Here is a 20,400-nt window from a genome sequence, read left to right on the forward strand (position 1 = left end):
CGCATTGCATTGTTTGCCTGATTGCTCATATCACAGTATGATGTTGCCATGAGGCAGCATTTGCTTCCTATGTTCAATAATGGGGTGCGTGATGGTCGGCAAGAACAAGGTGCAGTTGGAAAAGGCGTTCGAAGGCAAGGTAGCGATGGTGACGGGCGCGGCGGGCGGCATCGGCCGCGCGACGGCGCTGGCGTTCGGCCGCGCCGGCGCCTGCGTCGTGGTGGCCGACATGTCGGTCGACGGCGGCCATGCGACGGCGGCGATGATCGTCGAAGCGGGCGGCAAGGCGCTGTTCGTGCAGACCAACGTCACGCGCGCCAGCGAAGTCGAAGCGCTGATCGACAAGACCGTGTCTTACTACGGCAAGCTCGATTGCGCGTTCAACAATGCCGGCATCGAAGAAGAGCACCTGCACCTGGCCGACAGCGATGAAGCGATGTTCGACCGCATCATCAACGTCAACGTCAAGGGCGCGTGGCTGTGCATGAAGTACCAGCTGCGCCAGATGGTCAAGCAGGGCAACGGCGCGATCGTCAATACCGCGTCGGTGGCGGGCCTGGTGGGCGCGCCGACGCAAGCGATCTACGCGGCCAGCAAGCACGCGGTGGTCGGCATGACCAAGACGGCGGCGGCGGAGTACGGGCGTTCGGGCATTCGCATCAACAGCGTCTGTCCCGGCGTGATCAACACCCCGATGCTGGCGCGCGCGCTCGAGCGCGAGCCGTCGCGCCAGAAGACGCTGCGCAACCTGCACCCGATCGGACGCTTCGGCGAAGCGAGCGAGATCGCCAATGCCGCGCTGTGGCTGTGCTCCGACCAGGCGTCGTTCGTGACCGGGCACCAGCTGACGGTCGATGGCGGGCTCACCGCAATCTGATTCAACACGGGGTCGGGTCGGCCGGACCTGACCCTATCTTCAACCAGCCCGCGCTTTCGCGGGATTCCCCATCACCGTCACGCCGGCCGGCACATCGCGCGTCACCACGCTGCCCGCGCCGACGATGGCGTCGTCTCCTATCGTCACGCCGGGCATGATCAGCGCCCCGGCGCCAATCCAGACATTTTTTCCGATGGCGACCGGCCGTCCGAATTCGAGGCCCTGCGCCCGCACGGCAGGGTCGCGCGGATGGTCCGCAGTCAGGATCTGCACGCCCGGACCGATCTTCGTCATGTCGCCGATCGTTACCTGCGTCCCATCGAGGATCACGCAATTAAAATTCAGGAAGACGTCGCGCCCCAGCGTGATGTTGAAACCGTAGTCGCAATGGAATGGCGCGCGCACGAGCGTGCCTTCCCCCACGTGCGCCAGGCGGTCCGCCAACAAGGCGTGCGCTGCTTCCGCGCTGACGCCGTGCAGTGAGTTGTAGTGGTCCATCCACTCCTGCGCGGCGGCCAGGTCAGCCTGGATTTCAGGGTCGGCGGGGCTGTATAGCTCCCCCGCCAGCATTTTTTGTTTCTCTGTCAGGTTCATCTTCGCTTTCGTTACGGCCTCGGTGCGTCCATCGCCATGCGATGCTCAATCGCGCCGCGTCTGCATTGCAGCAATTTGAGCCGCGGCACAAAGTAGCGATTCTAATCGGCGGCTCGGCGGGACTACCTCATATCGCCTCCATCGACAATCGTAACGGTCGAATCATTTTCCGGTCTTCGCGCAGTCCTCGACTTCGAATCGAATCGCGATGACCGGGGTGGTGGCGGAATAGCGCGTGAGCAGCAGCGCCTGGTCGCCAAGGTAACCGCCAACGCCTTCGCGCTGCTCGAACAGGCAGACGACGACATCTTCGATGCCATCGCTGTTCATGTCGCCGCGAGCGCCAATCGTCAGCCTGTAGAGCCATTCACCTTCCCGGAATTCCACGCTGTCCGCAGTGACCTTGAGCGGTTTGAGTCCAAAGTCGACGAAGCTGTGCAGGCCCGTGGCGTGGCGTGGCCCGAACGAGCTGCGTATCGAATGCAAGTCAAAGTTCGAGGCAAGGAACAAGCCCAGGTCCTTCTGGGGCAAAAACGATGTGAGCGACGACTGGGCACTTGCATGGAGGGGCAGCAGCGCGACGGCCAGCAAAAGGGGCCAACGCTTAAGCATATATTTTTTCATGGTCGATAACGGGAAGAGCCACATTAAGTCAGCGAGAATGTGTACAGGATCTTGCAACCTGCCTTGACCAATCCTGGCGTGAATTGGGATCGCTGAACACTGTCCAAAGACGCCTTGTCGAATACCTGTGCGGGCGTCGACGTCACGATGACGGCGTTGCTGGCGCGTCCGCTGCCGTCCAGATCGTAGCTGACAATTGTCCAGCCGGCGGCGCCCGAGCGGAGCGCTGCTTTGGGCCAGATCGGCATCGCGGATCGCACGACGGCGTCTGTGCATTGCTCGCTCCGGTCCAGCACCGGAGTCGGGCCGGCGGCCCGGGTTGATTGCGCCCGTGCCGCGCTAACGCTTGCCATCGCGGCACTTGCGGCGATGGCGACGACCAGGAAAGTACTACGCATCATCGGTATCCCTTCTTGACAAGCCGATTCAATTCGAAAAAAGCGGGCCTACCGACGGCCCGCCTTGCCGCTGCCCCGTTCCCGCCATCTTTGTCAGCTTGTGGGGCTGGAGCACCAGATAGAGGGCGTTGCGCGCATGTTCAGTGGTCCGCTTCAAGGCGATCTGCGGGAGCACGGGCGCCGCCTTCACAGTTTATTGCCACAGGTTATCGTTTCCCGCATATTACTTGGAAACCAATATTGAAACAACGACAAATGAAGGGCAGGACCCGACCGTCCGGACTATTTGGGCCGCAGTTGGAGAAGTCCCATGGGTTCAAAGTTCAAATTTCACGCACGGCACGCTGACGATCAACGTTTGTCCGAACAGCATGGAGGCTCGCCCTGCATCGACGTTCAATTGCAGGCCCCTGAGCCATTGCAAGAACGGCGCGCGCGCGCCTACATCACTGTCCAGTTGTTCCACCTTGTTGGGAAGAAAAGGCCGGCGGTAGGTCAGCCGCAGGTCGAACGGGCATGCCATCTTGCTGGTGTCGAACGCGACAGGCGTCTCCAGGTCTTTCGCGCCGCGCAGCAAAGCGAGCAGTCCCAAGTCGGGCAGCCCGATTTCTCCGGGGTGACCGTCGAGCGTGAAGGCAAATTTAATGTAGGTGTGGACCGGGGCGTCGCGCAAGCACGGCATGCGCATTCCCGCGGCATACTCGGCGACCGCGGTGCGCAGCGACTGGTGTTCGGCCTGCGTATGGAACGTCAGCTCGGGCGGCGCATCCCGGGCAGTGAACCTCATCGAGATAATCACGTTGCCCATGTACTCGTTGCGCAGGGCGATTTTCGGCCACGCCGGCTTGCTCATGCGCTCCGTGTGGGTGATGCATTTGAGTTGCTCGGCGCGCAGTTCATCGGCGCTGTCGGTCGTTTCGGCGTTCACCACGCGGCCCCTGCCGTCGGGATCGAAGGTATATTCCTGCGTCAGTAATACCGGCGCGCCGTTCGCACGCATGCATGGAACCCGGTACCTCGTGACGAAATTTTCGACGGCGTCGTCGAGCTCGTCGTTCCCGGAACGCTTGAGGAACTTCACATCCGGCCGCCCATCGGGCGCTTCGAATGCCAGCTGTACCCGGACCACGCCGCCGATCCTGTGAAGCAGGGCGTCGCCAGGATATTTCGGCCGCCCCTGCTCTCCGCGGACGGTCAGGCACGAGACGGCGGGCGATGGCGGCAATTGCATCGTATCGGCGCGCGCAATATGCGGCGCGAGACATGCTGCCAGCAACGCCATGCCGGCGAAGCGGCTCAGGCTCTTCGGGCGATCACTTTGTTTGGCGGAATCCATCAGGTCAGTTCACTTTCCTTGAATTTGTTGGGCGGTGGGGCGACGATTGCGTCAGCAAAAGGCGCAAGGCATCGTCGTCGCGGCCTTCTTGCTGGGCGGTGACAGCTTCCTGCAGCGTAGCGTTGATCGCTCGCCGGTCACGGTTCATTTGCGCTCGCCGCCTTACTTCGGAGCCGGCTGATCCCGGCGCCGATCCATACCACTGCGCCGAGCACGGACAGCGGTATCAAGAAAAGAAGCGGCACCATGAGGTCGGGGCGACGCGCGGCGATGCAGCTGCACGCAACCGTCACGATCACCGGTATCAGCAAGCGCACCGCGGCGTAACGGTTCGTGCCGACGACGTCCGCATCGGTTCCATAGTCGACGAAGTTCAGCAGCTTGACGCGCGGCGCACAATACAGCAGCGCGCAAATGACGAGAAACACCAGTGCCATGATCAGGAACGGGTCGGGCATGTTAATGCTTCCTTTCGATCAGGGATGGTCGGGGTGAAAAAACGTCATCGAACATTGCCGCTCCGTTTTCGCTGACGTCACCCATCGCTGCGCAAGGCGGCGATCGGATCGAGCGAGGCCGCCTGGCGCGCCGGGAAAATGCCGAACGCCATGCCGACTCCGACGCACAGCATGACCGCCACCGTCATCAGCAACGGCGACCACGCCACCGACCATCCGGCCAGCGCGGCGATGCTGTACGCGGCCACCGCGCCGAGTGCCACGCCAAGCGCCGCGCCGCTGACGGCGATCACCAGCGCTTCGGCCAGGAACTGTTCGACAACGTCGCGCCGGCGTGCGCCCAATGCCCGCTTGAGGCCGATCTCGCGCCTGCGCTCGAGCACATTGGCCAGCATGATGTTCATGATGCCGATACCGCCCACCAGCAGCGACACCGCGGCGATCGAGCTCATGACGATGGTGAAGATGCGCTGCGTCTGCTGGTGCTGCAGGTATAACCCCATCGGCACGATCAGGTTGGTATCCTCGGCGCCCGCATGGCGCTGTTCGATCAGTTGCTGCAGCACGCGCGCGGCGATGTCCGGCGGCGTCTTGCCGTCGAGCCTGAGGCTCAGTCCATCGACTTCGTCCTCGATCAGGGTGAAGCGAAAGCGCGCGCGGCCGGTCTCCCAGGGCACGAACAGGCGCCCGTCGTCGAGCCCCAGCTTGACGCCTTCGAATTCGGTCTTGCCGGCCGATCGGTCGGTGAGCACGCCGACCACCTCGAGCCACTGGTGATTGAGTTTGATGCGCCCGCCTACCGCCGGCTCGTTGCCGAACAGGGTATGCGCCAGGCGCGCGCCCAGCACGCATACCGGCGCCAGCGTGGCGCCATCCTGCGCGGTGAACCAGCGCCCGCCGGAGACGCTGACGCCGCTGTGCTCCGCATAGGCCGGCGACACCGCGAACGCGCTCGCGTTGGCGACGGTGGCGCCACGCGACAACTGATCCACCTTGAGCTCCTTCCTGAAGGCGACCGACTGCGCGCCCGGCACCACCGACAAGGCCGCGGCGCCATCGGCGGCGGACAGGCCGAGCGAGCGGGTTCGAATATCCTTGAGCCGCTCGGGCGTCAAGTTCTTCGACTCGACCAGCACATTGTTCAGGCCCAGTTCGGACACCAGCCGTAGCGCCTCGCGCTTGCTGCCTTCGCCGACGGCCAGCATGGCCACGATCGCGCCGACGCCGAACACCATGCCCAGCAGGGTGAGGCCGGTGCGCAGCTTGCGGCGTTGCAGTTCGGCGATCGCTTCGATAATCAGCGCGCGGTTCATGTCTTCTTCACTTCCTTGTCCTTGTCGCTTTTGGGCTTTGCGTTCGGCGGCAGCAGCAACACGCGCGCGCCGGCGGCCACGCCGGATTTGATTTCGCTGCGCACAGCGCCGCGCTGGCCCAATTCCACCGCCTGCTTCACACCAGGCGCCGCGTCGCCCACATACACGGCGTAGCTGGCGCCGTTCTGTTCGAGCGCCAGGTTCGGCACCGTCAGCGCGGCGGGCCGGTCCACGAGCCGCACGCTCGCGTGCACCGCCTGGCCCGGACCCAACGCCAGCTTGCTGGCCACTTCCGGCCCGATCGCCGCTTCGAATTCGCTGTACTTGACCGGCGACTCGCGCGACCTGGTGCTGGCGTTGCCGCCGACCTTGCTGATCTTGAGTTCGAACTCGACGCCGGTGCCGGCCAGCCGCGCGCGCACGGCTTGCCCGACCTTCAGGCCGAACGCCTCGCCTTCCGGCACGCTGAATTTGGCCAGCAGCTGGCGCACGTCGGGCAGGGAGCCGAACTCTTGGCCCGACCACATGCTGGCGCCGATCTGCGGCTTGCTGCCGTCCCATTTCGCCGCCATCAGGAACACGCCGTCGTGCGGCGCCGTCAGCTCAAGCGAGTTCAGGCTCTTGCGGCGCTGCTCGGCCGTCAGGCTCACGCTGTTTTTCTGCGAGACGATCACCGCGCGCTCGGCGGCATCGCGCGTCGCCGCCTGGCCGCCCTTCCAGCCAAGGTAGCTGCGCTTGTTCGTCAGGAAGCCGGTGTCCTGCAGCGCGTCGAGCACCTGATTGCGCGTCAGGACGCCTGATTCTGCCTTGATGCCGGCGTAGCGCGTGCTCAGTTCGAGCTCGCTGTTGACCTTGGCCGTGTCGGCCGACAGCTGCGCGCCATTCAGGTCGGTGGTGGCGGTCTGCGTTTGCTCCAGCAGTTCCTTGCGCAGCAGCTCCAGTTCGGCCTGCGACAGCTCCATCCGCGAGCGCGGCGCATCGAAGCGGGCGATGACGTCGCCGGTCTTGACGCGCGATCCGTCTTCGATCACCGTCAACAGCGCGCGGTTTTCCCACTGACCGCCCGGCACCGTCAATCCGGTCGCCGCGGCGGCCTTGATTTCGCCGTCGACTTCGAGCGTCTCGACCCAGGCGCGCGCGGCCAGCGTCTCTGTCGGCGCGGGCGCGGCCTTCTCGCCGCAGGCGGCTACGATCAGCGGCACGGCCAGGCAAAGCAGCTGCATGCGGGTTCGGGAGACGGCGGCGTGCAAAGGCGGGGTCAGGTCCGCCGGACCTGACTCCATGCTGGTATCGGCGCGTTTCATCATGTTTTTCCTTTCGCCGGCTGCAAGCTCACCTGGACCGCGGCGCCGGGTTTGAGGTCTTTCGGCGCGCTCTCGAATTCAAGCTCGATATCGAGCACGACGATCGGCTGGCTTTGCGATTTGCCGTGATAGGTGTGTCCCAGGCCGCTGACCCTGGCGGCCAGCGTGGTGTTCGCACCCGGCACCGTCACGCGCGCGCCCTGGCCAAGCCGGATCGCCGCGGCTTGCACCTCGGGCACCTTGGCGCGGACGATCAGCTGGGCCGGATCGGCCAGCGTGGCGACGGACAGGCCTTTCCACACCTGCGAGCCGACGACGAATTTTTCGCCGTTGAACTGCTTGCGATACATGACGATGCCGTCGCGCGCCGCCTTCACCGTCAACGCGGCCTGGCCTTTCGTCAGTAGTCCGATAGTATCTTCGTGCTTGCCGATTTCGCCGAGCAGCCCCGCGACTTCGGCCTTGCGCGCGCGCTGCTGGGCCTCGCCCTGACGAACGGCCAGCGCGGCGAGCCGTTCTGCCAGGTCGCGTTCGATGACCAGCTTGTCGTAGTCGACCCGGCGGATCAGTTCCTTCGGTTGCGTGGCCTTGCGCTGCGCCCGTTCATAATTGGACTGCGCTTCCGCGATCGCCAGCGCCGCGCTGCGTTCGCGCTCGGCGTTCTCCAGCCGTGTCTTGGCCAGCGCGCTCTGCTTTTCTTTCAACGCGCTGACGGCCGTGGCGAGCTGGCTGGCGATCTGGTTGGCGTCGAACGTGGCGATCGGCTGGCCGGCGCGTACTGGCGATCCCTCGGGCGCCATCCGCGCGAGCGTGAATTGGTAGACATCGGGGATCGCCGGCGGCGAGATCGGCGAAGCGACGCGCGAGGCGACTTCGCCTTCGATCGCCAGCTCGGCCGGCGCGGGCGTCGCGGCGCTGGCTGACGGCACGCCCACCGGTTCGATCAGCACGCTCATGCCGGCGACCAGCGGCAGCGCGTGGTTCGCGGGCAGCTCGACGTCGAAGCGGAAATAGCGGCCGTTGCCCCAGCTTCCGCGCGCTTCCGGTGCGCTGGCGATGGTCTTGATTTTTGCGGTCACCGTGCCGCGCGGCAGGGCGTCGAATCCGAGCCGCACGGTTTGACCCTCGGCGATGAATCGCCGGTCCGCCTCGAGCGCCCAGCCGCGCACGCGCATCTGATCGGTGCCCATCACCTGGCCGACCGTGTTGCCGGGGAAGGCGCTGGAGCCTTCGTCGAAGCGCTCGCCGCGCCATTCGCTGTAGCCGTGCACCACCACCCCGGCGCGCTTGGCACGGACGATGACCAGCTCCTGCTGCGCCTCGCTGAAGGCGATATTCACCTGCAGCTTTTTCATTTCAAGCTCGGCGTCGGTGCGGCGCCGCGCGACCGCTTCGGCCGCGCCGGCGCTGGCTTTCTGTTTGACCTCGAAATCGCGCGCGGCGCGTTCGCGTTCGCCCTGGTAGCGGTCGAAGTCGAGCGCGGAGATCTGCGCTTTCGGCAGCGCAGCATCGACCTTGGCCTTGGCCAGCGCCGCCGCGGCCTTGGCGAGTTCGAGTTCGGCTTCGACGGCTTTCACGTCGACGTCGGCGATTTCCTTTTCGGCGCGCGAGCGAGCCAGTTCGGCGTCAAGCTTCAACTGGCGCACGCTGCCCGATTCGCTGGTTTCTGTTTGCAGCAGCACGTCGCCCACCTTGACGACGGCGCCTTCGTCGATGAAATTGCGCAGCACGACCGGGGCTGAATTCGACGGCGGCACGATGATCGGCTGCGAGTCCATCGCATCGACCATCCCGCTAAGCAGCAGGGGGCGTTCGAGCGCGGCGGCTGACGCCGGCCTGGGTTGCGGCGTCGCCTTCGCACCAGCCGGCGCGCCGTGCCAGGCCAGCGTGGCGGCGGCCGCGGCCGCGATCGCGGACGCGGCATACAGGGTGCGCTTTTTCATGATTCGGTCCGGGCGATGCGGCCGTCGTGAAGGTGGATGGTGCGGCCGGCGAGGGCGGCGATGTCGGGGTCGTGGGTGACCATCACCAGGGTCTGGCCGGCGGCGTTCAGTTCGGCCAGCAGGGCCATCACCTCGGCCGCGCTTTTCGAGTCGAGGTTGCCGGTCGGTTCGTCGGCCAGCAGCAGCGCGGGCCGGTTGAGCAGGGCGCGCGCGATGGCGGCGCGCTGCAACTGGCCGCCGGACAGCTCACCCGGCCGGTGGTCCATCCGTTCGCCGAGGCCGATGCGCGTCAGCAATTCGCGCGCGCGGACGGGGGCGCCGTCGTCGACCAGGGTGGCGTAGCGCTGCGGCAGCAGGACGTTTTCGAGCACGGTCAGGCGCGGCAGCAGGTGGAAGGACTGGAACACGAAGCCGATGCGGCGATTGCGCAGGGCAGAGGCGGCGTCGTCGTCGAGCGCGCCGACTTCGTCGTCGCCGAGACGATAGCGGCCGGCGTCGGGGCGGTCAAGGGCGCCGAGAACGTTGAGCAAGGTGGACTTGCCTGAACCGGACGGCCCCATCACCGCGACGAATTCGCCGCGCCGGATGGTCAGGTCGATGCCGTCCAGCGCGCGGATGTCCGCTCCGCCTTGCCGATAGGTTTTGCGGATGTTGCTCAACTCGATCATCTGTGTCTTTCCACCAAGCTATATTCCGTCGATGTTACTTGGAAAATAATATTGGTGCAATGACAAATGCGGGCGGGCCTCCGTTCTATTTGGGCCGCGGCGCTGCCAGGCGCCGGTCCGGCGCCGACAGGTGGCCGGCGCGCAGCTCCTTCACCGCCGTGCCGACTGCGCGCGCCACATTGCGCACTTCCTCCTGGAACGCGGTGTCCTTGTCGAGGTGCTCGTGGCTCTCGGCATAGGATTCGTAGTAGCCGATGTAGCGGTCGAGCCGCGCGAAACTGCCGGCGTCGATCAGGCCCATCCAGTCGAGCCAGTCCGACAGCCCGCGCCGGGTTCCCTCGATGCCGGCCACGTCGCCATGCACCACCAGCCCATACGCGCGATCCTGCAAATGCTTCGGATAGTCCCAGCCGGCCAGCTCCAGCGCCTTGGCTTCCTCGGCCTTCTTGCCGTGCGTGGTGGTCGGATCGGGATTGCCGCCGTCGGCGCACACCAGGCGGTCGATCATCAGCTTGAGCACGGCCGGCGTCTGGTACCAGTACACCGGCGTCATGATGATGACGCCATGCGCCGCCACCCACTTCTCGTAGATCTCGTTCATCCAGTCGCTGGTCTGGTGCAGCGAGTGATTCGGATAGCAGCTGCACGGCCAGTGGCACAGCGGCATGGCGGTCGACACGCAGCCCTTGCACGGATGGATGTGGCGATCATAGTCGGAGGTGAGCAGCGACAGGTCGAGCAGGTCGACCTCGATGCCCTGCGCCTCGAGCACTTCGCGCGCCCACCCGGTCATGCGCCAAGTCTTGGACACTTCGCCGGGGCAGGTGCCGTCGTTGCGCGCCGAGCCGTTGATCAGCAGGACGCGCGATTTGGTGGCGGGATCCTTCTGCGCCTTTTCCGCGGCCAGCAGGCGTTCGCGCGCCGCCTTCCATTCGACCGACAAGTCGTAGTCGGGATCGGCGAAACCGGGGCCGGCCTTTTCGGTGACCGGCGCCTTGTGCGATTCCTTGTAGTTGTTCCAGGCGATTTCTTCGACCTTGGCCAGCTCGCCGCCGACCTTGTTGAACGCCGGGTCCATGAACGAGCGCCGGAACACCAGGTGGAACTCGTCGCGCCCCAGCTTGCCCGGGGCCTGTCCTTTGCGTACGTCGGTCATGGCGGAACCTTTCATGGATGTGAATCGAGTATCCAAGAAAATTCGTGACGTTTATGTACGCCAACTAACCTATTGCCCCCGGATACAAAAAAGGGGCAGGCCCTTGCGGACCTGCCCCCATGCGCGATGTGGCGAAGCTTACTTGGCCACTGGCGCCGGCGCCGCCGCAACGGCAGGCGCGCGGTTGACCCACAGGGTCCAGTACTTGGCCAGGTCGGCCGAGCCGTCAGCGCCCTTGATCGACTCGAAGGTCTTGATCGCTTCGGCTTTTTTACCGGCTTTGGCGTAGGCGATGCCCAGGCGCAGCTTGGCGTCTTCGGGACGCTTGCCGACGCCCTTGGCGATGCCTTGCTCCATCAGCGGGATGCCCTTGTCGAACTGGTCCATGGTCACGTAGGCGTAGCCCAGGTTGACCAGGCCGGTGCCATCCTTGGCTTTGGCCGCGCCGGCCTCGCCGCTGGCGATGTTCTTGGCGTCGTCGGCCGCGCCCTTGTTGGCGCGGTCGCGCAGTGCCTTGTGCTTGGCGGCGTTCGAGCCGGTGCCCAGCACGTTGGCGGCGTAACCGGCGTCGAGCGCCTTCTTCGCTTCGGTCGGGAAGCCCGCTTGCAGCGCCAGTTCGGCCAGCTCGGTGTATTCTTCCGGCGCCAGCGTCTTCTCGGCGACCATCTTCAGGCGCAGCACGTCGATGTCATGGGCCTGATTGAAGGTCTTCTTGCTCTGCATGCGATGCAGCAGGTCGGTCCAGAAGTCGTCGGTCGGGTAGAACGCGACCAGCTTTTCCAGCGTCTCCACATACACGGCATCGTCCTTGACCTTGGCCGCGGCGCTGCCCAGCAGGCGCAGGTCTTCCAGCGACGGCGTCTGGCCGGCCTTCTCGGCCTCGGCGATCACTGGCGCCAGCATGGTCTTGGCGGTGGCGAAGTCGTTGCTCAGGTAGTAGGAACGGATCAGCGCCGGACGCGCCTTGAGCGGCGTCGTGCTTTCCTTCTGGTAACGCGTGAACCACTCGATCGCCTTCGGATAGTTCTTGGCGTTGTAGTAGGAGTTGCCCAGCGCGAGCACGAACTCGGCCTGGTCGGCCGGCGCCATGCGGCCCGAATTGATCACCGCTTCGAGCGAACTGGTCAACATCGCATCGTTGTTGGTGGCCGAAGCGAACGCGACTTTCATGCGGTCCAGCACGTACTGCTCGTAGGGAGTCTTGGCCGGGATGGCCTCGGCCTGGGTGATGCGGGTCTGCAGCTCGTCGAATTTCTTGTCGGTGATCAGTTGCTTCACGGCCGCCGGGTCGAGCAGCTTGAACAGCTCGGGACGGAGGGTGTCGGCGGGCTTGGCAGGCGCTGCCGCTGGGACCGGCGGCTTCTGCTGCGCGTGCGCGCTGGTCATCAGGACAGGCGCGGCGAGGCCGATCGCGGCCATCATCAGGCTGATACGGGCAAGGCGGAATTGGGACATGGAAAACCCTTCAATCAATGACAAAAAAATGAGCTGAGGCTGGGATAACGCGCGAAGGCGTCGCTCCGTGGACATGCTGATTCGACAATGCGGTATCGAAGAGCGCGTATTGTCCCATAAACCAGATAAATCGACGCTGCAATTGTGTGAGCGTCTGTAAGGGAGTTTTGCGGCGGCGGTGCGTTCCGCGCCGAGGTCGAAACATGGGGTCAGGTCCGCCGGACCTGACCCCGGACTTCAGAAGCCGGCGACCGGGGCGCGGCCGCGCGCTTCGAGTTCTCCCGCCAGCCAGCCGTTGACGGCGTCCAGCGCCGGCGCGGCGAAGCCGTAGGTGATCACGGCAGGCGCCGCGATGTCGAGCGCCTGGTACGGATTCCACAGGCACAGGTGCAGGTCGGGCTTCCAGTTGGCGCGCGCGTTCGGACCGTAGCGCAGGCGCGAGGTCGACGCCAGCATCGTGAAGCGGCCGTCGTCCGGCAGCGCGCTCCAGTCGAACGTTTCGGCGTCGGCAAACGTCACCAGCTCGACGTCGTACAGGCGCTGCAGCGACGCGGCCACCGCCGCCGCCGGCACGCCCGCTTCGGACACGCCGTCGCTGACGCGGTCCTGGCGCACCACCAGGCGCACCTTTGCGCCAGCGGCGGGACGGCGCGCTTCGCCGCGCAGCGTCAGCGCGCGCCGCCACGCGTCGGCCATCAGTGCGCGGTCGCCGCTGTCTTCCGGATAGCCGCGCTGCACGCACGGATAGGCGCTCGCCAGCGCTTCCAGGCGCGCCAGGCGCCGGGCGACGTCGTCATCACTCAGGCTGCCGTTGTCGATGGCGGCGGCGATCGCCGCGATGGTCTCTTCCTGGATCGCCGCGTCGCCCAGCGCCATCACCATGTCGGCGCCCGCCACCAGCGCGTTGACGGCCGCATGGCCGGCGCCGTAGCGGTGCGCGATCGCGTGCATGTCCATCGCATCGGTGATGATCACGCCGTCGTAATGCCACTGCTCGCGCAGCAGCCCGGTCAGGATGCGGCGCGACATGGTGGCCGGGAACTCGGGATCGAGCGTCGGATAAATAATATGCGCGGTCATCATCGCCGGCGCGCGGCCGGCCGCCATGCGGAACGGCGCGAACTCGAACTGCTCGAGTTCGGCCACCGGCTTGTCGACCGTCGGCAGGTCGCGGTGCGAATCGACGTGGGTGTCGCCGTGGCCGGGGAAGTGCTTGACGCAGCACGCCACGCCTTCCGATTCGCTGCCCGCCATCCAGGCCATGGCCAGCTCGGTGGCGCGCCGCGGATCGGCGCCGAACGAGCGCTCGGCGATCACCGGGTTGTGCGGGTTGTTGTTCAGGTCCAGCACGGGCGCGAAATTCCAGTTGAAGCCGAGCGCCTTGACCGCGCGCGCGACCGCGGCGCCGACCTTGCGCGCCAGTTCGGCGTCGTCGGCCGCGCCGAGCGCCATCGCCGATGGCGGCGCCGGCACCCAGGTCGATCGCACCACGGCGCCGCCTTCCTGGTCGAGCGCGATCAGCGCATCCGGGCCCATGACCGCGCGCAGGCTGGCTGTCAGGCGCGCGAGCTGGTTTGCGTCGGTCATGTTATTGCGGAACAGGCACACGCCGCGCACGCTGTTCGTCTTCAGGAATTGCGCGGTGGCGGTATCGAGTTCGGTGCCGCCGATGCGCACCATGATCAGCCGGCCGGCCAGGTTTCGGGAGTCGGTCATATCAGTTGGTCTTGGTGACTTTGCTCAGGTGGCGCGGGCGGTCCGGGTCCATCCCGCGCGCTTTCGACAGCTGCGCGGCCATCACGTAGAACGACTGGATCGCGACGATCGGATCGAGGTCCGGCGTGGCGGCGACCGGCAGGGTCAGGTCGCGCTCGGCGATGTCGGCGGGCGCCGCCAGCAGCACGCGCGCGCCGCGGCCGCGCATCTCGGTCGCCAGCTGCACCAAGCTCGCTTGCGTCGGTCCGCGGGTTGCGTAGATCAGCAGCGGGTAGCCTTCGTCGATCAGCGCCATCGGGCCGTGCTTGATTTCCGCGCCGCTGAATGCTTCGGCCTGCAGCGCCGAGGTCTCCTTGAATTTCAGCGCCGATTCGAGCGCGATCGGGAAGCTGATGCCGCGTCCGACCACCATGATGTTGCGGGCCGGGGCCAGCACGTCGATGGCGGCCGACCAGTCGGCCTGCGCGGCGGCGGCGAGCGCCTCCGGCAGCGCGGCCAGGCCTTCGGCCAGCTCGGGATCGTTCTGCCATTGCGAGACCAGTCGCGCGCCTGCCACCAGGCTGGTGATGAAGCTCTTGGTGGCGGCGACGCTCTGCTCTTTGCCGGCATGCAGCGGCATCGCCCATTCGGCGGCGTGGGCCAGCGGCGAATCGATGTCGTTGACCAGCGCGATCGTGGTGGCGCCGCCGTCGCGGAAGTAGCGGGTCGGCTCGACCACGTCCGGGCTCTGGCCCGACTGCGAGATCGCGATGGTCAGGGTGTCGCGCGTGATGATCGGCGACTTGTACAGCGTCAGCAGCGACATCGGCAGCGACGCGACCACGCGGCCCAGGCGCGCCATGATCAGGTAGGCGACATAGTTCGACGCGTGGTCCGAGCTGCCGCGCGCGATGGTCAGCGCGGTGTTGAAATTGGTGGAGCGCAGTTTGCGGCCAAGTTCGGCGTAGCGCTCGACGTCTTGCGACAGTTGCAGCGAAACGCATTCGGCTGCGGATACAGCCTCTTTAAGCATCAGTGAGGTCACAAACTTCTCCTTCGATATATACGGCTTTGATGTTCAGGTTGCGGTCGAGGACCACGATGTCGGCGAAGCAGCGCGGCGCCAGGCGCCCGCGCTGGGTTTCGCCCAGGTAGTCGGCGGCGTTGGTGGACACGCGCCTGGAGGCGTCGGCCAGGTCCAGGCCGATGCCGACCAGGTTGCGCAGCGCCTGGTCCATGGTGAGGGTGCTGCCGGCCAGCGTGCCGTCGGGCAGGCGCACGCCGCCCATGCACTTATGGACCAGCTGGCGGCCCAGCATGTATTCGCCGTCCGGCATGCCGGTGGCGGCGGTCGAATCGGTCACGCAGAACAGGTGCGGAATCGAGCGCAGCGCCACCTTGATCGCGCCCGGATGCACGTGCAGCAGGTCGGGGATGATCTCGGCGTAGTCTGCGTGCGCCAGCGCGGCGCCGACCATGCCGGGCGCGCGGTGGTGCAGCGGGTTCATCGCATTGAACAGGTGGGTGAAGCCGGCCGCGCCGTGCTCCAGCGCCTTCACACCGTCGTCGTAAGAGCCGGTGGTGTGGCCAATCTGCACGCGGATGCCGGCGTCGGCCAGTTGGCGCACCAGCGCCAGATGGCCTTCCATTTCGGGCGCCACGGTGATCAGGCGCATCGGGGCGTAGCTTTCCAGTTCCCGCACTTCGGCAAGCGTGGCCGGACGCGCGTAGTCGGGCTGGGCGCCCAGCTTGCCGGGATTGATGTACGGGCCTTCGAGGTGCACGCCGAGGATGCGCGACGCATTCGGGCGCGGCGCGGCGCAGGCGGCGCCGATGGCCTTGAGCGCCATCACGATGTCTTCGGGCGGCGCGGTCATGGTGGTGGCCAGCAGGCTGGTGGTGCCGTGCTTTGCGTGCATCGCGGCGATCACGTGCGGCGCGTCGCCGCCTTCCATCACGTCGCGCCCGCCGCCTCCGTGCACGTGCAGGTCGATGAAGCCGGGAATAATGTAGTCGTCGCCGTTGGCCGAGGGATCGGCCGCGGCGCCGTCGATGCGGTTGACCCGGCCGTCGAATCCGATCTCGCCGTTGACCCAGCCTTGCGGGGTCAGGATATTACCTTTGATTGCAGCGCTCATTGGCGTGGTTCCGTAGTCATGATCATGCGCAGTGCGCCCGCGGCGGCGTCGCCTTGCGGTGCGCTGCTGCGCGCGAGGAGGTTGGCCGGCAGGAATGCGCGCAGCGGCGCGCCGAGGCCGCCGCACAGGGCAAGCGGCAAGGTGCCGGAAGGGTCGAGCGCGTGGGCGATGCTGGCCACCTCGCGGCCCGCTGCCGCCAGCAAGCCGCGCGCGGTGTCGTCGGTCGCGGCATGCGCAACGACGATCGGCGCCAGCTTGGCGTAGGCGGTCTGGTTGGCGTTGGCCAGCCACACCTGGATCGCGTCGCGATGGCCGCCGCAGGCGTCGATCACGGCTTGCGCGAAGGCGCTGTCAGGCTGGCGCCCGTCGATGACTTTTTCGATGTGGTTGATGGCGCGCAGGCCGATCCAGCCGCCGCTCGCTTCGTCGCCGGCGGGGAAGCCCCAGCCGCCGACTTCGCGCTGTTCGCCGTTCGGCAGCAGCGCCTGTCCGACGCTGCCGGTGCCGATGGCGACGATGGTGCCTGGCGCGCCCGCGTGGGCGCCCATCAGGGTGGTGAAGCCGTCGGTCTCGAGGCGAATCGCGGCGAAGCCGGGATTGGCGGCGATGAACTGCGCGGCCCATTGCTTGTTGTGGACGCCGGCCAGTCCGAGGCCGATCGCCGTCGTGCCGATCGGCGCGGTCGTGATGCCAGCCTGCGCGAACGCTTTGGCGACCGCATCGCCGATGGCTTGCCAGGCGTTGTCGATGCCGTGCGCGAGGCCGGACGGGCCGCCCTGCGCTTGCGCCAGTTCGGCGCCGTCGGCGTTCGCGAGGCGGACGCGGGTGCCGGTTCCGCCGCCGTCGACGCCGATGAAGTATTCGATCATGTTGTGTTGTTGGGGGGCGAAAGTGAGGTCAGGGCACTATAGGATTCGCACCCTTGCTTGTCAACAGGTATTTAAGTGGTATTGAAATATGCCGAATCAGCATCATCGAATAACTCGCCGTTATGACGATAACTCATTGATATTTAATGCATTCGCTCGTAGGGGGAGCGCGGGTGGGCGGTATTATTGGAGGCGCCGACAGAATCGGGGTCAGGTCCGGCGGACCTGACCCCATGTTTGCTTACTTCGCGGCTTCGACCACCGGCAGCTCGACGAAGCTGGTGTGGTAAATCCGCTGCGTCGCCTTCTTGAAATCGGCCGGCTGCGCGTCGAAAATGCTCGGCACGAAGGTCTGCGGATTGCGGTCGTACAGCGGAAACCAGCTCGACTGGATCTGCACCATGATCCTGTGCCCCGGCAGGAACACGTGGTTCGCCGTCGGCAGCGCGAACTTGTACGGCAGCGCCTTGTCGGCCCGGATCGGCTTCGCGGTCTCGTACCCTTCGCGATAACGGCCGCGGAAGATATCGGCCGAAATCATCAGCTGGTAGCCGCCCATCGCCGGCTGGCTCGCCACCTGGTCGGGATACAGGTCGATCACTTTCACCACCCAGTCCGAGTCGGTGCCGCTGGTCGATGCGACCAGGTTGGCGATCGGCTCGCCGCTGATCTTCAGCGGCGAGCTCAAGACATCGGAGGTGAAGGTCAGCACGTCGGTGCGGCCCGACGCTTCGCGCTGGTCGTCGGTAAGCCAGCGCGGCCAGGTCTGGCCCTTCGCTTCGTCGTAGCCGTAATTGAGCGGGCGCGCGCGGTACGGCACCGGCTTGGCCGGATCGGAGATGTATTCGTCGTAGCCGCGGTCGCCGGCGCCGCCGAGGATAAGCTTTTCGCCCGCGACCAGGCGCAGCGGCACCGGCCGGATCGCGCAGCCGCTGTTGCAGCCGCTCGGCCACGAGGCCAGGCTGCGCCACTTGTTGGTGCCGGTCTCGAACGCGGACACCGGCGCGATGTCGGCCGCAGGTCCCGGCGCGTCCTTCAGGTAGCGGTCGAGGAAGGGGCGCAGGATCTCCTGGCGGAAGTGCAGCGCGGTGTCGCTGTTGAATTTGACTTCACCGAGCTTGCTGCCGTCGCCGATGCCGCCGCCGTGCGACCAGGGCCCCATCACCAGGAACACTTTGTCGTTGTTCTTGTCGTTCGGCTTGATCGCCTTGTAGACCGCGATGGCGCCGTAGATGTCTTCCGCGTCCCACAGGCTGTGCACCAGCATGGTCGGCACGGTGACCGGCTGGCGCGCCAGGATCTTGTCCATCGCCTGCTCGCGCCAGAACGCGTCGTAAGTCGGATGGGCCGACAGCTTTTTCCAGAAGCCGCTTTGCGTCACGCCGCGCTGGCGCGCCAGTTCGGACGCCGAGCCGGCGCGCAGGTAGGTGTCGAAGTCGTCGTAGGTGGAGGTGAACCACTTGGCGTCGTTCTTGCGCGTGACGACCTGTTCGAGCATGTACGACATATTGATCTGGCGGAAAGCGCCGTGGTGGAACCAGTCGTCGCCCATCCAGCCGTCGACCATCGGGTTCATCGGCACCGACACTTTCAGCGCCGGGTGCGGGTTCACCAGCGCCATCAGTGGCAGGAAGCCGTCGTAGGAGATGCCGATGATGCCCACCTTGCCGTTCGACTCCGGCACATTTTTGGTCAGCCACTCAATCGTGTCCCAGGTGTCGGTGGAGTGGTCGACCGGCGTGGGATTGAGCGAGCCGCCGGCCAGCGGGCGGTTCATCACGTAGTCGCCTTCCGAGCCGTACTTGCCGCGCACGTCCTGCACCACGCGTATGTAGCCGCCTTCGACGATCACGTCGGCCGCGTTGTCGTAGCCCTGCAGGATCGACATCATGTCCGAGCTCTCGTTGTGGCTCGTGATGCCGCTGGCGTCGTACGGCGTTCGGGTCAGCAGCATCGGCGCGTTTCGCGCGTTGCGCGGGACGATGATGATCGTGTTGAGCTTTGTCCCGTCGCGCATCGGCACCATCACGGTGCGCTTGATGTAGTTGAAGCTGGAGACGACGGGGACGAATTCGGCCGGCGTTTCGGACGGCAGGTTGGGGTAGGTGGCGGTTTGCGCGTGGGCGAAGCCGGCAACCGCGAAGGCGAGGGCGAGCGGGGCGAGGCGGAGGAGGGATGGCGTCATGGGCGTCCTTGTGAGCGTAACCGGCTATGCCAGGCGGGGCTCGCTTGGCGCGCAGGTACATTATCACAATGGCACGCTTTCAACAAAATGGCGACCGCGCGTGCGCGCGGCCCCCATTTTTCATGCTTTAGTTCTTGTACTGCTCCAGCTGGACCGCCAGCGTGGTCTTGTGGCTCTTGGCGGCGGCGATCGCCTCGGCGCGCACCTCGTCGCGGCTGCGCGTCGAGGAGATGGTTACGGACGGCACGTTCAGCTTCGATTCGGCGATCGGCGGCTCGCCGGCAATGACGGAACCGGCGGCGGCGATCAGGGCAGCGGCGGCGAGGAATTTCGATGCGTTCATGGTGTTCTCCTGGTTGTGTTTGGTTGATGTGTCCACTTTACACATTGCGTCTTCCGCAAAAAAGACGAATAATCGCAATGCACAATTGCGCGGATCGCAATAATCAGGAGGGGTATGGACAGGCTGGGATCGATGCGGGTATTCGCCAAGGTGGTGGAGCAGGGCAGCTTCGCGGGCGCCGCCCAGGCGCTCGACATGTCGGCGGCGGTCGTCACGCGCAATGTCGCCGACCTGGAAGCGCACCTCGGCACGCGCCTGCTGAACCGCACCACGCGCCGCCTGTCGCTGACCGAGACCGGCCAGCAGTACCTCGAGCGGGTGCGCCAGATCCTGGCCGACATCGAGGACGCCGACGCCATCGCCTCGCAGTCGGCGCGCGAGCCGGGCGGCACGCTGCGCGTCTACTGCCATCCCGGCTTTGGCCAGTCGCAGCTCGCGGTGCTGCTGCCCAAGTTCGCCCAGCTGGTGCCTGGCGTGGTGCTGGATGTGACCCTGTCCGACCACGCGGTCGACCTGGTCGAGGAGGGCTTCGACGTCGGCATTTTCATCGGCCTGCAGAAATTCGACGCCAGCATGATCGCGCGCCGGCTGGCGACGTCGAACGTGGTGCTGTGCGCTTCGCCCGATTACCTGGCGCGGCGCGGCACGCCGGCCACGCTGATGGACATCTCGAAGCACGACTGCCTGAACTTCGCTTTCGAGCAGCTGCGCCATCACTGGCCGGTGACGACGGGCGGAGAACGGGTCAACGTGCCGGTTCACAGCCGCATGGTGTCGAACAATGGCGCCGTGCTGCGCCAGGCCGCGCTGGCCGGCATGGGCATCATGCTGCGCTCGTCGTACACGCTGGAGGACGACCTGGAGACCGGGCGCCAGGTGCAGCTGCTGGAAGGGCATTACGTCGAGCAGCTGTCGATCATGATGGTGTATCCGAGCCGGCGCCTTCTGTCGGCCAAGGTGCGCAGCTTCGTCGATTTCATGAGCGCGCAGTTTCCGCGTCCCGAGTCCGACCCGTGGCTTCCGCCCCGCGCAATGTCATAATGC

19 protein-coding genes are annotated in these 20,400 nt (G+C 66.0%); 2 read left to right on the top strand and 17 right to left on the bottom strand.

Annotated elements, in window-relative coordinates; genetic code table 11:
• The first annotated feature begins 91 nt into the window (after window positions 1–91).
• A complete protein-coding gene (locus AC1D02_RS02345; RefSeq protein ID WP_477313304.1) occupies window positions 92–877 on the top strand; it encodes an SDR family oxidoreductase in 786 nt (261 codons plus the stop codon).
• 39 nt (window positions 878–916) lie between these two features.
• Here the strand turns inward: AC1D02_RS02345 and AC1D02_RS02350 are convergent, their stop codons facing one another.
• The 17 genes from AC1D02_RS02350 to AC1D02_RS02430 form a co-directional block, all read right to left on the bottom strand.
• Complete coding sequence (locus AC1D02_RS02350; RefSeq protein ID WP_477313305.1) at window positions 917–1,471, bottom strand: sugar O-acetyltransferase; 555 nt, start codon at window positions 1,469–1,471, stop codon at window positions 917–919.
• Window positions 1,472–1,633: 162 nt separating this feature from the next.
• Window positions 1,634–2,083: a hypothetical protein gene (locus AC1D02_RS02355; RefSeq protein WP_477313307.1), complete on the bottom strand. Its 450-nt coding sequence runs from the start codon at window positions 2,081–2,083 to the stop codon at window positions 1,634–1,636.
• A 35-nt stretch (window positions 2,084–2,118) separates the two neighbouring features.
• Window positions 2,119–2,496, bottom strand: a complete 378-nt coding sequence (locus AC1D02_RS02360; protein WP_477313309.1) for an energy transducer TonB — start codon at window positions 2,494–2,496, stop codon at window positions 2,119–2,121.
• A gap of 313 nt (window positions 2,497–2,809) precedes the next feature.
• Entirely contained in the window at window positions 2,810–3,829 is a 1,020-nt protein-coding gene (locus AC1D02_RS02365) for an energy transducer TonB (RefSeq protein WP_477313311.1), read from the bottom strand.
• 137 nt (window positions 3,830–3,966) lie between these two features.
• Entirely contained in the window at window positions 3,967–4,287 is a 321-nt protein-coding gene (locus tag AC1D02_RS02370; RefSeq protein WP_477313313.1) for a hypothetical protein, read from the bottom strand.
• A 77-nt stretch (window positions 4,288–4,364) separates the two neighbouring features.
• Entirely contained in the window at window positions 4,365–5,600 is a 1,236-nt protein-coding gene (locus tag AC1D02_RS02375) for an ABC transporter permease (RefSeq protein ID WP_477313315.1), read from the bottom strand.
• The gene (locus AC1D02_RS02380) at window positions 5,597–6,907 is read right to left on the bottom strand and encodes an efflux RND transporter periplasmic adaptor subunit (protein WP_477313317.1); all 1,311 of its coding nucleotides are present in this window, start codon (window positions 6,905–6,907) and stop codon (window positions 5,597–5,599) included. Before AC1D02_RS02380 ends, AC1D02_RS02375 begins: the two co-directional genes overlap by 4 nt.
• Window positions 6,904–8,847, bottom strand: a complete 1,944-nt coding sequence (locus AC1D02_RS02385) for an HlyD family secretion protein (RefSeq protein WP_477313319.1) — start codon at window positions 8,845–8,847, stop codon at window positions 6,904–6,906. Before AC1D02_RS02385 ends, AC1D02_RS02380 begins: the two co-directional genes overlap by 4 nt.
• Window positions 8,844–9,515, bottom strand: a complete 672-nt coding sequence (locus AC1D02_RS02390) for an ABC transporter ATP-binding protein (protein ID WP_477313321.1) — start codon at window positions 9,513–9,515, stop codon at window positions 8,844–8,846. The genes AC1D02_RS02385 and AC1D02_RS02390 overlap by 4 nt, the downstream gene beginning before the upstream one ends.
• Before the next feature lie 85 nt (window positions 9,516–9,600).
• Window positions 9,601–10,671 carry a flavodoxin family protein gene (locus AC1D02_RS02395; RefSeq protein ID WP_477313323.1) on the bottom strand — a complete coding sequence of 357 codons (1,071 nt, stop codon included), beginning with the start codon at window positions 10,669–10,671 and terminating at the stop codon, window positions 9,601–9,603.
• Window positions 10,672–10,809: 138 nt separating this feature from the next.
• Entirely contained in the window at window positions 10,810–12,126 is a 1,317-nt protein-coding gene (locus AC1D02_RS02400; protein ID WP_477313325.1) for a tetratricopeptide repeat protein, read from the bottom strand.
• A gap of 237 nt (window positions 12,127–12,363) precedes the next feature.
• A complete protein-coding gene (nagZ, locus tag AC1D02_RS02405) occupies window positions 12,364–13,842 on the bottom strand; it encodes a beta-N-acetylhexosaminidase (RefSeq protein WP_477313327.1) in 1,479 nt (492 codons plus the stop codon).
• Window position 13,843: 1 nt separating this feature from the next.
• A complete protein-coding gene (locus AC1D02_RS02410; RefSeq protein ID WP_477313982.1) occupies window positions 13,844–14,854 on the bottom strand; it encodes an SIS domain-containing protein in 1,011 nt (336 codons plus the stop codon).
• Entirely contained in the window at window positions 14,847–15,959 is a 1,113-nt protein-coding gene (gene nagA / locus AC1D02_RS02415; RefSeq protein ID WP_477313329.1) for an N-acetylglucosamine-6-phosphate deacetylase, read from the bottom strand. Before nagA ends, AC1D02_RS02410 begins: the two co-directional genes overlap by 8 nt.
• Window positions 15,956–16,828 carry a glucosamine kinase nucleotide-binding domain-containing protein gene (locus AC1D02_RS02420; protein ID WP_477313331.1) on the bottom strand — a complete coding sequence of 291 codons (873 nt, stop codon included), beginning with the start codon at window positions 16,826–16,828 and terminating at the stop codon, window positions 15,956–15,958. The genes nagA and AC1D02_RS02420 overlap by 4 nt, the downstream gene beginning before the upstream one ends.
• Before the next feature lie 241 nt (window positions 16,829–17,069).
• Window positions 17,070–19,013 carry a CocE/NonD family hydrolase gene (locus AC1D02_RS02425; protein WP_477313333.1) on the bottom strand — a complete coding sequence of 648 codons (1,944 nt, stop codon included), beginning with the start codon at window positions 19,011–19,013 and terminating at the stop codon, window positions 17,070–17,072.
• A gap of 127 nt (window positions 19,014–19,140) precedes the next feature.
• Complete coding sequence (locus AC1D02_RS02430) at window positions 19,141–19,356, bottom strand: hypothetical protein (protein WP_477313335.1); 216 nt, start codon at window positions 19,354–19,356, stop codon at window positions 19,141–19,143.
• A gap of 114 nt (window positions 19,357–19,470) precedes the next feature.
• On the opposite strand from AC1D02_RS02430, the gene AC1D02_RS02435 reads away from it, so the two are divergent.
• On the top strand, window positions 19,471–20,397 hold the full coding sequence (locus AC1D02_RS02435) for a LysR family transcriptional regulator (protein WP_477313337.1): 927 nt from the start codon (window positions 19,471–19,473) through the stop codon (window positions 20,395–20,397).
• Window positions 20,398–20,400 lie beyond the last annotated feature (3 nt).

It is taken from the genome of Massilia sp. P1_C10, from assembly GCF_056406475.1.